Origin of the sequence: Microvirga sp. CF3016 (assembly GCF_036314085.1) — a bacterium.
Classification (GTDB): Bacteria; Pseudomonadota; Alphaproteobacteria; order Rhizobiales; family Beijerinckiaceae; genus Microvirga.
Genome location: NZ_JAYGGM010000005.1, coordinates 113437 through 127015 on the forward strand (window position 1 = coordinate 113437; position 13579 = coordinate 127015).

General features: G+C 63.8%; 12 protein-coding genes. 4 read left to right on the forward strand and 8 right to left on the reverse strand.

Features of this window, described 5'->3' with window-relative positions; all coding sequences use genetic code 11:
* Nucleotides 1-99 precede the first annotated feature (99 nt).
* From VB672_RS08945 to VB672_RS08975, 7 genes are all read right to left on the reverse strand, one after another.
* Nucleotides 100-978, reverse strand: coding sequence for an NAD(P)-dependent oxidoreductase (locus VB672_RS08945; protein ID WP_329783836.1), 879 nt, complete (start codon nucleotides 976-978; stop codon nucleotides 100-102).
* A gap of 92 nt (nucleotides 979-1070) precedes the next feature.
* Nucleotides 1071-2330, reverse strand: a complete 1260-nt coding sequence (locus tag VB672_RS08950) for a TRAP transporter large permease (protein WP_329783837.1) — start codon at nucleotides 2328-2330, stop codon at nucleotides 1071-1073.
* On the reverse strand, nucleotides 2327-2905 hold the full coding sequence (locus tag VB672_RS08955) for a TRAP transporter small permease (RefSeq protein ID WP_329783838.1): 579 nt from the start codon (nucleotides 2903-2905) through the stop codon (nucleotides 2327-2329). Before VB672_RS08955 ends, VB672_RS08950 begins: the two co-directional genes overlap by 4 nt.
* A 4-nt stretch (nucleotides 2906-2909) precedes the next feature.
* On the reverse strand, nucleotides 2910-3908 hold the full coding sequence (locus tag VB672_RS08960; RefSeq protein WP_329783839.1) for a TRAP transporter substrate-binding protein: 999 nt from the start codon (nucleotides 3906-3908) through the stop codon (nucleotides 2910-2912).
* A gap of 121 nt (nucleotides 3909-4029) precedes the next feature.
* Entirely contained in the window at nucleotides 4030-5082 is a 1053-nt protein-coding gene (locus tag VB672_RS08965) for a transketolase family protein (RefSeq protein WP_329783840.1), read from the reverse strand.
* The gene (locus VB672_RS08970; protein ID WP_329783841.1) at nucleotides 5079-5948 is read right to left on the reverse strand and encodes a transketolase; all 870 of its coding nucleotides are present in this window, start codon (nucleotides 5946-5948) and stop codon (nucleotides 5079-5081) included. The genes VB672_RS08965 and VB672_RS08970 overlap by 4 nt, the downstream gene beginning before the upstream one ends.
* Before the next feature lie 53 nt (nucleotides 5949-6001).
* The gene (locus VB672_RS08975) at nucleotides 6002-6751 is read right to left on the reverse strand and encodes an SDR family NAD(P)-dependent oxidoreductase (protein ID WP_329783842.1); all 750 of its coding nucleotides are present in this window, start codon (nucleotides 6749-6751) and stop codon (nucleotides 6002-6004) included.
* 116 nt (nucleotides 6752-6867) lie between these two features.
* On the opposite strand from VB672_RS08975, the gene VB672_RS08980 reads away from it, so the two are divergent.
* The 4 genes from VB672_RS08980 (at nucleotide 6868) to VB672_RS08995 (ending at nucleotide 11521) form a co-directional block, all read left to right on the forward strand.
* Nucleotides 6868-7770, forward strand: a complete 903-nt coding sequence (locus tag VB672_RS08980) for a LysR substrate-binding domain-containing protein (RefSeq protein WP_329783843.1) — start codon at nucleotides 6868-6870, stop codon at nucleotides 7768-7770.
* A gap of 521 nt (nucleotides 7771-8291) precedes the next feature.
* Complete coding sequence (locus VB672_RS08985; protein WP_329783844.1) at nucleotides 8292-9611, forward strand: ABC transporter substrate-binding protein; 1320 nt, start codon at nucleotides 8292-8294, stop codon at nucleotides 9609-9611.
* 126 nt (nucleotides 9612-9737) lie between these two features.
* The gene (locus tag VB672_RS08990) at nucleotides 9738-10625 is read left to right on the forward strand and encodes a carbohydrate ABC transporter permease (RefSeq protein WP_442931976.1); all 888 of its coding nucleotides are present in this window, start codon (nucleotides 9738-9740) and stop codon (nucleotides 10623-10625) included.
* Entirely contained in the window at nucleotides 10622-11521 is a 900-nt protein-coding gene (locus VB672_RS08995) for a carbohydrate ABC transporter permease (protein ID WP_329783846.1), read from the forward strand. The genes VB672_RS08990 and VB672_RS08995 overlap by 4 nt, the downstream gene beginning before the upstream one ends.
* 237 nt (nucleotides 11522-11758) lie before the next feature.
* Here the strand turns inward: VB672_RS08995 and VB672_RS09000 are convergent, their stop codons facing one another.
* Entirely contained in the window at nucleotides 11759-13504 is a 1746-nt protein-coding gene (locus VB672_RS09000; RefSeq protein WP_329783847.1) for a calcium-binding protein, read from the reverse strand.
* Between the last annotated feature and the right edge of the window lie 75 nt (nucleotides 13505-13579).

Below are 13579 nucleotides of genomic sequence, written 5' to 3' on the forward strand. Positions count from 1 at the left end.
GGAAGACTGACGACGGGAAACCAGGGCATGCTCGCCGGCCCGAACCGGACACCGTCGGAACAGGAGGAGAAGTCCCGGCGGGTGCGAGCGGCAGTGCGGCTATCGAATCCCGTTCAGGGCAAGATAGGACCGGATGACTTGGCTGTCGTCTTCGTGGCCGTCTCCACGTCCCGAGGCTGCCAGGAACATCTGATGGGCCGCCGCTGCCAGGGGAAGTGCTGCCTTCGTGTCCCTGCCGGCGTCGAGAACGATGCCGAGATCCTTGACGAAGATGTCGACGGCGCTGGTGACCTCGGGATCCGACTGAAGCATGCGCGGTCCCCGGTCCTTGAGCATCCAGCTCGAGGCGGCGGACCCGCTCATGATCTGCAGCAGGATGTTGAGGTCCACGCCGACCTTCGAGGCCAGGGCGAAGGCCTCGGCGACGACCGCGATATGCACGCCGCAGAGGAGCTGGTTGACGGTCTTGACCATGGCGCCCTGGCCGGGACGTTCTCCCACATGGAAGACCTTGTCGCCCATGGCGTCGAAGAGAGGCTTTGCGGCCTCGAACGTGTCGCGCGGTCCGGCCGCCATGATCGTCAGCGTTGCGGCCTTGGCACCCGCGACACCGCCCGACACGGGAGCGTCGATCAGGCGCCGTCCGGCGCGGCGGACCGGCTCTTCGACGGCCTCTACGGCCGATGGAGGGCAGGTGGCCATAAGGGCGACCACGCCACCCTCGCGCAGCTTCTCCAGGGCGCCCCCGCCGAAGAGCACCGCCTCGGCCTGCGCGGCATTCACCACCATGAGGATCAGCGCATCGGCTCCGTTCGCCGCCTCGCCCGCACTTCCCGCCCGCTGTCCTCCGGCCGCCTCGAGGGCATCGAGCGCATTGGCATTCAGATCGAACCCGGTGACCGCGAACCCTTTTTTCAGGAGGTTCGACGCCATCGGCAGTCCCATGGCGCCGAGGCCGACAAAAGCAACACGGGTCATCTCGTTCGTTCCTCGCGGTTGTCTTCAGGTTCGTTCGCCGGCTCGATGGAAGGGCAGCGTCCTACTCCTGCTCAAGTAGGACGCCGGCCCTTTCAGTAAATCGTCAGCGCGGGAATGTAGCTCACGGCCAGGAGGACCAGCATGGCCACGCCGAAGAACGGCCAGAGCTCGCGGGTGGTGTCCGCCAATGTCGACCGTGCAATTGAGGACGAGATGAACAGGGTTGTGCCGATCGGCGGCGTGTAGAGCCCGATGCCGAGGTTCAGCACCATGATGATCCCGAGCTGCACCGGATCGAGCCCGATCGTCGCCGCCAGGGGGACGAAGATGGGGCCGAGGAGCAGGATCGCGGGTGGCAGATCGAGCGGCATGCCGACGATCAGCAGCAGGATGTTCATGGCCAGGATGACCAGCAGAGGATTGCTGATCGTCGTCGAGACCCAGTCGGCGAAGCGGGTCGGCACCTGGTCGAAGGTCAGGATCCAGCCGACGATAGCGCTGCCCATGATCACGAGCATGACCACGCCCGTCGCGATACCGGCCTCGATCAGGCTGTGATGGAAGCGCTGCCACGTCAGGTCGCGGTAGAAGAGAGCGCTCAAGGCAAGCGCATAGATGACCGCGAGAACCGAGATCTCGGTCGGCGTCGCGATGCCGAAGCGCAGTCCGAGCAGGATCAGGATCGGCATCAGGAGGGCAGGGGCGCTCAGCACCGCGAGCTTGAGAAGCTCCATCCGGCTGACGGAGGGATCCTCCGAGTGGATGCCGCGCCGCCGCGCGATCCAGCTGCAGGTCAGGATGAATCCGCCCGCCATGAGGATGCCCGGGAGGATGCCGGCCGTGAACAGATCGGCGATGCTGACGCCGCTCACGAGGGAATAGAGGATGAGCGGGATGGACGGCGGAATCAGAATGTCGATCACCGCCGAAGTGGCGTTGTTGGCGGCGCACAACCCGGCCGGATAGCCCTGGCGCTTCTGCCAGGGGATGAGGACCGATCCGAGGGCGCTGGCATTGGCGACCGCGCTGCCGGAGACGCCGCCGAACACCACCGAGGCGACGACCGTGGTCGAGAGCGGACCGCCGCGCCAGCGCTGCATCGACTTGGTGGCGAAGGACAGGAGTTCCTGTCCGAGCTTGCCGCCGAGCATCAGGCTGCCCGCCATCATGAAGAAGGGCAGGGCCAGCATCGGGAAGGACTGCGTCTGCTGGTACATCTGCTGCGCGACGATCATCAGGGGCAGCTCGCCCTGCCAAGCGAGCGTCGCGCCGGCCGCGATGACCAGGGCATGGCCGACGGGGATCGCCAGCAGCATCAGGATCGTGAAGACGATGACGAGAATGATACTCATATGCCCGTCTCCTCCGGGTCAGGGGTCGGCATGGCTTCGGGACCGATCAAGGCGACCCGTAGGGCGAGCGCGAAGGTCGTCAGGATGACGGCGGCGCATCCGAGGGCGAGCGCGTAGTAGCTGTAGCTGCTCGACAGGCCGAGCACGGGACTTTTTTCGATGGACACGATGTCGGCGACGCCGAGCGCCTCCCAGCCGAGGATGGCGTAGGACGCGATGATGATCGCGAAGCCGACGAGCAGCATGATGCGGGCCCCGTTCCGGCTCAGGCGGGAGAGGACGGATTCGACCGCCATGTGGCCGCCCTTCTGAACGGCGAGGGCCACGCCCGCCATGATGAACCAGGGAAAGAGGCGCTCCGGCAGTTCCTGGGCGAAGCGGAAGCCGCCGCTTTCCAGGACGTAGCGGGCGACGACATTCGCCGTGAGGATCGCGAGCAGCGCGATCCCTGTCAGCAGAATGATCGACCGACATGCGAAGCCGACCGCGCGGTCGATGACGTTGGCCACGGCGAGCGTGCCGCCCCCCGTGGCCAGCTCCTGTTCGTGGTGGGGGACCGGGGCGACACGCGTCATGACGTCAGCTCCGGGCTGTCTTGGCAAGCCGGTCGACGAAGTCGCCGAAAGGCTTGGCGCGCCAGGTGTCGACCACCTTGGCGGAGGCCTCCCGGAAGGCCGCCCTGTCGACCTCGTTGACCGCGAGCTTCGGATTGGCCCGGAACTCGCTGTTGTACTTGGCCTCGTTCTCGGCGAAGAGCCTGCGCTGCAGATCGCCCGCCTCTTTGGCAGCGGTCTTGATGATGTCCCGGTCGGCCGCGGGCAGCCGGGTCCAGGTGATCTGCGACATCAGGAAGGGAGAGCTCTCCCACTTGTGGCCCGACAGGCTGATGAACTTGTTCACCTCGAAGAGCTTCGAGCTGGCGATGTTGGTGAGCGGATTCTCCTGACCGTCGACGACGCCCTGCTGCAGGGCGACATAGAGCTCGCCGAAGCTGATCTGCTCGGTGCCGGCCCCCAGGGCCTGGAAGATGTCGATGGTCATCGGGTCGGGCGGCGTGCGGATCTTCAGGCCCTTCAGGTCGGCGGGCTTGGCGATGGGCCGCTTGCTGTTGGTGATGTGGCGGATGCCGTTGTCCCACCAGCCGAGGGGAACCATCTGGACCTTGGAGAAGCGCTGGGCGAGCTCCTCGCCGATGGGGCCCTCCAGCACCTTGAAGGCCGCAGCGCTGTCCTCGAACAGGAACGGCAGGCCGAGAGCGGCGATCTCCGGCACGAGAGCCGAGCTGGAGCCCTGGCTGTTGACGGTCATGTCCACCGCGCCGGTGCGCAGGCTCGTGAGCAGGGACTGCTCGTTGCCGAGCTGCTCGGAGCCGGCGACGCGAACGCTGATGCGGCCGCCGGACCGCTCCTTGACCAGTTCGCCGAAGCGTTCGGTCGCGATGCTGCGTGGGTTGCCGGGAGCCGCGTTGTGGCCCAGCGTCAGATTGGTGGCGGCCTGGGCGCCGCGGGGCAGCGTCAGGACGGCCGGCGCCGCGAAGGCTCCGGCGATCAGGGTACGGCGTGAAATCGTGCTCTTCATGTGCGTTCTCCTCTGGATCCTGCCCGTTGGCCGGGCTTCTTGACCGTTATGGTGTTGGGCAACTGCCTCCTGGCGATCGCCGAAGCCCTGGAGCGGCTTGAGCGCTCCGAGGGAGATCGTTCTAGAGCCAGCCTTTGATGCTGCGCGTCATGGCGCCGACGGAAATGCCGTAGCGATCGTGCAGGGTGGGCAGGGCGCCGGCATCGAGAAATTCGTCGGGCAGGGCGACTTGGCGGAAGGCGGTCGGGAAGACGCCTGAGCGCATCAGCAGGCCGGCCACCGCCTCGCCGAGGCCGCCGACGATCGTGTGGTTCTCCGCCACGACCACCATGCGGCCCGTGCGCGACGCCTCCTTCAGGATCGTCGCCTCGTCGAGCGGCTTGATGGTGGGCACGTGCAGAACCGCGACGTCGACATTGTCGGCGGACAGCGCTTCTGCGGCTTCGAGCGCGCGCATCGTCATCAGGCCGGACGAGATGATCAGCACGTCGTTCCCGTCCCGCAGGGTCTTGGCCTTGCCGAACTCGAACGTGTAGCCGTACTCGTCGAGAACGAGCGGAACGTTGCCGCGCAGGAGGCGCATGTAGACCGGGCCGTTATGGGCCGCCATGGCCGGCACCACCTGCTCGATCTCATGAGCGTCGCATGGGTCGATGATGGCGATGTTCGGCATGCCCCGGAAGATCGCAATGTCCTCGGTAGCCTGGTGGCTCGGCCCGTAGCCGGTCGTCAGGCCGGGCAGGGCGCAGACGATCTTCACGTTGAGGTTTTCTTCGGCGATCGCCATGCAGATGAAGTCGTAGGCCCGGCGCGCCGCGAACACCGCGTAGGTCGTGGCGAAGGGCATGAAGCCTTCCCGCGCCATCCCGGCGGCGGCGCTGATCAGGAGCTGTTCCGCCATGCCCATCTGGTAGAAGCGGTCGGGATGCGCTTTGGCGAAGACGTGCAGGTCCGTGTATTTCGCGAGATCCGCCGTCAATCCGACGATCTCCGGACGGCTTTCAGCCAGAGCCGCGAGCGCGTGGCCGAACGGAGCCGGCTTCGTGCGCTGATCGGGACCGGCGAGCGAGGCGATCATCGCCGAGGTGGTCAGCCGCGGCTTGTCCGCCGTACCCTGTCCTCCCTCGCCCTGCTCGCCGAGCCAGGCCGGCCGCGTGTATTTCGAGCGCCTCATGATGTCCTCCCGGCGTCAAGCAGTTCGATGGCCTTTCGCCATTCGTGCGGCTCCACCCGCAGGAAGTGGTTGCGCTCGCGCTCCTCGAGGAACGGGACGCCCTTGGCCATCTTGGTGTCGCAGATGATGATGCGGGGCTTCGGCTCCGCGAGGTTCTTGGCCGTATCGAAGGCCGCCACCAGGGCGTCGATATCGTTGCCGTTCACGCGCTGCACATGCCAGCCGAACGACTCGAAGCGCCTAGCGAGCGGCTCGAAGCCTGTGACCTGCGAGGCAGGGCCGTCCGCCTGCTGGTTGTTGACGTCGACGATGCCGATCAGGTTGTCGAGCTTCCAGTGGCTCGCCGACCAGGCGCCTTCCCAGATGGAGCCCTCGCCGAGCTCGCCGTCAGAGAACAGGCAATAGACGAACGACTTCGACTGCTTGCGCTTCAGGCCGAGGCAGAAGCCGACCGCGAGGCCGAGTCCGTGTCCCAAGGACCCTCCGGTGATCTCCATGCCGGGCGTGTAGGCCGCCATGCCGGACATGGGCAGCCGACTGTCGTCGGTCCCGTAGCTCTCGAGCTCGTCCTCGGGGATGATCCCGGCTTCGATCAGGGCCGCGTAGAGCGCGATGGCGTAATGGCCGATGGAGAGGAGAAAGCGATCGCGCTCCTCCCATTCCGGATCCTCCGGCCGGTATTTCATCGCGTGGAAGTAGGACACCGCCAGTACGTCCGCGATGCCCAGCGCCTGGGCGATATAGCCCTGGCCCTGGACCTCGCCCATGCGCAGGGCGTTGCGGCGGATGCGGTAGGCCCGGTCCGGAAGGGATACGTTGGACAGGGGAGGCTGCGGAGCCCGCGGCGTCGCTGTGCTCGTGGTCATCGATCTCTCCAAAGTTTCAAGGGCGCAAGCAGTGCGGCGCCCCGTGATGCCGATCAGTGGATCAGCATGCCGCCGTTGACGTCGATGACGGCGCCGGTGATGTAGGCGGACAGGTCGGACGCGAGGAACAGGTAGGCTCCCGCCACATCCTCGGCATCGCCGAGGCGATTGAGCGGGATGCCCTTCAGGATGTCCTGGCGCATCTCGTCCGTGAGCTTGCCGCCGGTGATGTCCGTCTGGATCAGGCCGGGGGTGACGCAGTTGACGCGGATCCCGTCCGGGCCAAGTTCCCGGGCCATGGCCTTCGCGAGTCCCAGAACGCCGGCCTTGGCGGCCGAGTAGTGCGGGCCACCGAAGATCCCGCCGCCGCGCTGTGCCGAAACGGACGACATGCAGGCGATCGAGCCCCGGCGGCGGGAGCGCATATGTGGAATGAAGGCTTGGCTCAGGTAGAGAACGCCGGTCAGGTTCACGTCGACGATGCGGCGCCAGCTGGCCTCGTCGATCTCCATCGTCTTCACCGGCTGGGTGATGCCGGCATTGTTGAGGAGGATGTCGACCTGCCCGAAGGCCGTGATGGCGCTGTCTGCGGCGCGTCGGCAGTCGTCGAGGTCCGTGACGTTGCACCGGATGCCGATGTGATGGGGCCCGAGCGAGGCAGCCGCTTCCTTGGCGCCCTGTTCGTCGATGTCGAGAATGGCGACTTTCGCCCCGTGGGCGGCAAAGAGGCGGGCGGTCGCCTGTCCGATTCCGCGCGGGCTCGCCGCGCCGGAAATGACCGCGGTCTTTCCTTCGAGAAGCATTGTTTCCTCCAACGGGAATTGTCGGTTTTGTTTTTGTTGGAAGAATTATTTTCCACATTGAGCCGGCGGACAAACGCGCGGTTTACACCCTCTGTTGAATCTGATTCACTAATCCCATGCTCCAGCAGGTTCCGCTCTCCTTCCTCCGAATCTTCGAAGCGGCTGGCCGGACCGGCTCCTTCCGGGCGGCCTCCGCGGAGCTGAACTTGACGCCCAGTGCGGTCAGCCACGCGATCCGCAAGCTGGAGCAGGCTCTCGGAATCCCTCTCTTCGACCGCGATACGCGCAACGTGCGCCTGAGCTACGAGGGCGAGGCGCTGATGCGCCATGTCAGCCGGGCATTCGAGGAACTAAGGCGCGGCATGGAGGTCGTGTCCACCCGGGGCCCCATGTTGCTGCGCCTTCACTCCGCGCCGAGCTTCGCGGCGCAATGGCTGACACCGCGTCTCGCCGCTTTCCTGAAGCATCATCCGGGAGTTGACGTCCGTCTGGCGGCGGGAACGGATTACACGCGCTTCACCTCGGACGAGTTCGACGCCGACATCGTCTACGGGGGCCCGCGCGTGGAAGGGCTGATCGTCGTGCCTCTCGGGGAAGAGACGATCACGCCGATGTGCGCGCCGGACCTCGCGGCGACGATCGACACACCGGCAGACCTGTTCAACCATGTCCTGATCCAGACTGACAGCAAGCAGATCCAATGGGCGGACTGGTTTGCGGCCAACAACATGGTTGGGCCATCGCCGAACGGGAGCCGCTTCGACCGCAGCTTCCTGGCCATCGCGGCTGCCACGGAAGGTCTCGGCATCGCCTTGGAATCCACGCGCCTCGCGGAAAGGGAACTCGCCTCGGGACGGCTGGTCATGCCTTTGGAGGGCAAGTCCAACGCCGTCCGTTATGTCGGGCACAACCTGGTCTTTCCCCGCTATGTGCGGCAGCGCCGTCCCTTGAGGGCCTTCGCCGAGTGGCTTCTGGCAGAACTCGACATCAAGGCTCAGCTTCCGCCGAGCGGGGGCTGAGTCCCTTCGAACGGTCGGACGCAGGCAGCCTCGACATTGGTCAGTCTCGGTGACCTATGTGCGGCGTTGATCGACCGCTTATGAACGCCGCCGACTTGACTGCTTGATATGAAGCGGATCTTCCTAGAATATTCATTCCAACAACATCCGAAGCCTGCGTGAGACGGGCCGGAGGAACGAACGGGGGCCGGGAGGAAGCGCATGCTTGGACGCGAGGGCGCGACTTGGACGTTCCGAAAGTCGGCCACCGATCCGGATGAACACGTCCGGACAGATCATCCTGCCGACTTGCCAACATCCGGCCAGCTTGAAGCGGCGCGTTCATGAGTTCCTGCAGGAGCCGCTCCACGTCATTCGCTACACCCTGGTCCGGTGATCTCATTCTCATCCCATTCCATTCCGCTCTCGCTGATGGGAGCCCCTGGAGGCCGCAGACGACGAGCGACTGAGTTCAAGTGCGCGGCTCAACCGGGGCGGCCTCGCATGTCACCAGAGATCCCGGATCATGGAGGAAGCGAACGATGACCCTGTCTAGACGTGATCTGCTCCTTGGAACGGCGGGCCTCGCCGCCGGCACGGCGGGAGCCGGGCTTCTGAATGGCGGCCCGGCCTTCGCGCAGGGAGCAGCCCCCCAATACAAGCCGGAGCAGGGCGCCACCTTGCGCGTGCTGCGCTGGACGCCCTTCGTGAAGGGCGACGAGGATTCCTGGCTCGCCAACACGAAGAAGTTCACCGAGGCCACCGGCGTCGAGGTGCGCGTCGACAAGGAAAGCTGGGAGGACATTCGCCCCAAGGCGGCTGTCGCGGCCAACGTCGGCTCGGGCCCGGACGTCATGCTCGTCTGGTTCGACGACCCGTTCCAGTATCCGGACAAGCTGCTTGACGTGACGGATATCGGCAACAGCTTCGCCAGCCGGTACGGCGGCTATTATCCGGGTCCCGAAGGCTATGCCAAGCAGGGCGACAAGTTCATTGCGCTCCCTCTCGCGGCGATCGGCAACGGCATTCTCTACCGCGACAGCATGGTCAAGCAGGCGGGCTTCTCGAAATTCCCCGAGAAGTCGGACGAGTTCCTCGAATTGTGCAAGGCCCTCAAGGCCAAGAGCAAGCCGGCCGGTTTCGCGCTCGGAAAGGCCGTCGGCGACGGCAACAACTTCGCGCATTGGATCGTCTGGAGCCACGGCGGCAGGATGGTCGACGAGAGCGGAAAGGTGGTCATCAACTCGCCGGAGACCATCAAGGCGCTGCAATACGCCCGCGAGCTCTACCAGACCTTCATCCCGGGCACGGAGAGCTGGCTCGACATCAACAACAACCGCGTCTTCCTGGCAGGAGACGTCTCCGTGACGGCCAACGGCGTCTCGCTCTACTACTCGGCCAAGAACGATCCGAAGATGGCCGAACTGGCGCAGGACATCCGCTCCACGACCCTGCCCGTCGGCCCCGTCGGCCAACCCGTGGAGCTGCACCAGACCACCTCGGCGGTGATCTTCAAGTACACGAAGTTTCCGAACGCGGCGCGCGCCTATCTGCAGTTCATGCTCGACAAGCCGCAGATGGATGCGTGGATCACCGGGTCGAGCGCCTATTGCTGCCCACCCCTGAAGGGACTGATCGAAAGTTCGGTCTGGACCTCCGATCCGGTGCACGAGCCCTACAAGAGAGCGTCGTCGACCCTGCGCCCCAACGGCTATGCGGGTCCGCTCGGCTATGCCTCGGCGGCCACGATGGCGGATTACGTGATGGTCGACATGGTCGCCGAGGCCGCCACGGGGCAGCGGACGCCCGAGGAGGCCGCCAAGCGCGCGGAGCAGCGGGCCAACCGCTACTACCGCGTCTGACGAACCAGAAGGGGCGGTGCGCGTGCGCCGCCCCTTGTCCTGTGTTGACGATTCCGGAGGCGCTCCATGGTCGATGCCGCCCTTTCCCGCGCCGGCGCGACGGATGCGCCCGCCCGCACGCCGCTCATGCAGAGCAAGCTTTTTCTCGGCCTGCTCTTCATGCTGCCGGCGGCCATATTCCTCGTGGTCTTTCTCTCCTACCCGCTCGGGCTCGGCGTTTGGCTCGGATTCACCGACACGCGCATCGGCCGCTCCGGCATCTTCGTCGGGCTGGAGAACTACCAGCTCCTCTGGGACGACAGCATCTTCTGGCTCTCGGTGTTCAACACCATCCTGTACACGGTGGTGGCGTCGATCCTGAAGTTCATGCTGGGTCTCTGGCTCGCGCTTCTCCTCAACGAGCACATCCCTTTCAAGGCCTTCATCCGCGCCATCGTGCTCCTGCCCTGGGTGGTGCCGACGGTTTTGTCCGCCATCGCCTTCTGGTGGATCTACGATACCCAGTTCTCGATCATCTCCTGGGCGTTCATGTCCCTCGGATGGATCGATTCTCCCATCAACTTCCTGGGCGATCCCAACAACGCCCGTGCGACGGTGATCCTCACCAATGTGTGGCGCGGCATCCCCTTCGTGGCGATCACGCTGCTCGCCGGCCTTCAGACGATCTCGCCCTCGCTCCATGAGGCGGCTACCCTCGACGGTGCGACCTCCTGGCAGCGTTTTCGCTTCATCACGCTGCCCATGCTCTCGCCCCTGATCGCCGTGGTGATGACCTTCTCGGTGCTGTTCACCTTCACGGATTTCCAGCTCATCTACGTGCTGACCCGGGGCGGGCCGCTCAACGCCACCCACCTCATGGCGACCCTGAGCTTCCAGCGGGCCATTCCCGGCGGCCAGCTCGGCGAGGGCGCGGCCATCGCGGTGGCGATGGTACCGTTCCTGCTCGCCGCCATTCTCTTCAGCTATTTCGGGCTGCAGCGCCGCCGCTGGCAGCAGGGAGGGACCGACGCATGACCACGAGCGCCAGACCCGTCGATCCCGTCACGGCCGACGACAGCGTCGGCATGAGCTATCTCAACCGCACGCCGCAGCGACTGCTGACGGTGTACCTGCCCCTCGGGGTCTTCGTGTTCGTCCTGCTGTTTCCGTTCTACTGGATGACGATCACGGCTCTGAAGCCCAACGCGGAGCTCAACAACTTCCGCGACTACAACCCGTTCTGGCCGTCCAACCCGACGCTGCAGAACATCCAGTACCTCCTGTTCGAGACGTCCTACCCTGGCTGGCTCGTCAACACGATGGCCGTGGCGGTGGGCTCGACGATCCTGTCGCTCGCAGCCTCCGTGTTCGCCGCCTATGCCATCGAGCGGATCCGCTTTCCAGGCTCGCGCTGGACGGGCCTGGCGATCTTTCTCGCCTATCTCGTGCCGCCCTCGATCCTGTTCATTCCGCTCGCGGTGATGATCTTCAAGTTCGGCATCTACGACACGAAGCTCGCCCTGATCTTCACCTATCCGACCTTCCTGATCCCGTTCTGCACCTGGCTGCTGATGGGCTATTTCCGCTCCATTCCCTACGAGCTCGAGGAATGCGCGCTGGTCGACGGGGCGTCGCGCTGGCAGATCCTGACCAGGATCATGCTGCCGCTCGCGGTGCCGGGCCTCATCTCGGCCGGCATCTTCGCCTTCACGCTGTCGTGGAACGAGTTCATCTACGCGCTCACCTTCATCCAGTCGTCCGAGAACAAGACCGTCCCGGTGGGCGTGCTGACCGAGCTCGTGCGCGGCGACGTCTACGAATGGGGAGCCCTCATGGCGGGCGCGCTCCTGGGCTCGCTGCCGGTGGTGCTGCTCTACTCGTTCTTCGTGGACTACTACGTGTCGTCCATGACCGGTGCGGTGAAGGAATAGGCGAGGGCGGGCGGACCGCCTGGAGCGGGTTCCCAGCCTTTGAATAAGGTGTGAAGCCTGGATGGCTTTAAGGAGCGGGAAAGCTCTAGCATCTGCATTGCTGGCTCGGAATGGCGTTGGCTGGCCCTCCATGACGAGAAATCAGGCTATTCTCAGACATCCTGAGCACCCTGCGACAGCAACCATGTGATTGGACGTTCACGGACAAAGGGTTGGCATATCGTTCCGATAAGATGCCTAAACCCAGAAATCTGCCTCCGTCAGCTTTAGTCCTTTTGAGAGACGTGCGAATGTAATCGGCTTGATGTCTCCGGTTCCGTCCTCATCATAAGACAGCTTTCCTGATCGCTTGTTGTAGATGATCCGATCGTCCGCATCCTGAGCTTTCGCAGCTATGCAGAATGTCCCTTCAGCCAAGATTTTATGGTTGCCTTCATCTTCGGCAGTGAGTTTCTTGAATATGGAGCGGCTCAATTGAAACGCGTCGTCCTTGACTTTGAAGTCTAGGATTTTATCGATGTTTTTCTTGGACAGTTTCGTATTGAATACAAAGGTATCCTGGCCCCGTCCGCCTTTCAGTGTGTCCTTTCCACGGAGGCCGTTGATGATGTTGGCGCCAGCATTCCCTTCGATGATGTTGGCAAAGCCGTTCCCTCTGAGGTCTATGGCGACCTTTCCTTTGGGATCCGATGCCCGCAGCAGCTCAATCTCTGCAGCAGCAGTCAAGAAGTAGGACGTGAGAGTGAGAACAACGTCGTATCCTTCACCGAACGCATCAAACAACATGTCGTTCGAGTCATCGATATAATAGAGATCATTGCCCAAGTTCCCCAACAGGGTATCTGGACCGACTCCCCCATCCAAGATGTCGTTGCCGTTACCACCCTCGATATTGTCGGCACTGGATCCACCGTTCAAGGTATCGTCCCCGTCGCTCCCCGAGAGATAATCGGCCTCGGCACCCCCATCGAGAATGTCGTTGCCTGGGCCACCCTCAAGAACATCTGCGCCGAGGTCTCCGCTCATCGTGTCATCATCGGAGCCGCCGTCGATATTGTCGGCACCGGAGCCCCCGTTCAGGATGTCCCTGCCACTCCCGCCGAACAGGTTGTCCGCTTGTCCACCTCCGTGCAGTGTATCACTGCCGCTGCCGCCATCGAGCTTGTCGAGACCTTCCTCGCCGATGATTGCGTCGTCACCCGCTCCACCATCAACGTTGTCCGCGCCGTCGCCACCTGACAAGGTATCATTTCCGCCCCGACCGCTGATGCTGTCATTTCCGGCACCTGCGCTGACAATGTCGTCTAAGTTCCCTCCGGCAAGTTGATCGCTTCCCGAACCGGCGTGAAACTTCATTTGTTCGAACCCGCTCAGCCGTGTACCATCCAGCATCGCCGTGACATCGTTGACCATGATGTCGAATACAAAGGCGAGAGCTTGGTCGGAGCGATCAATGATCAGCGAATCGATCCCTTCGCCGCCGAAGAGGCGTTCGACAGCTCCACCGGCAGGGCCTTGTCCGAGGCTGCTGATGACGAGATCGTCTCCTTCGCCCGCGACTACATAATCGGCGCCGGCTCCTCCGTTAAGCGTATCATCGCCACCCTCGGAAAGGATGGTTTGATCCCCGGTTCCAGCAGAGGCGACATCGTTGCCGGACAAGAGATACCTGAGCAGAGATCCGGGAGTGCCTTCTAGGCGCAGGGCCTCGGCCTGTGTCAAGCTTAAGAGCGGCGGCAATCCAGTAACGGTGACGGTCGTCACGCCTCCTTGTTTGAGCGAGAAGCCCGTGATCATGCCTGCACTCGGCACTCTCGGAGCTGAATAGATAAAACCGGTTCCTTCAAGTCGTAGAACGGTGAACCGCGGATCCCCGATCTCAAAGAACGTAGAGCCTGTTATTCCGACGGAGTCGATTTCAGTGGGAATGTTGAGAAGCGCGCTGTTCGCATTTGAGTTTCCATTGAATGTGATCGTCGCCATCGATTGGTCCTTTGTGCTCCTCAGGGCCGTAGCTGAAAGCGTAGATACGGCCTCGTATGTTTTCAGTGCGTCGAG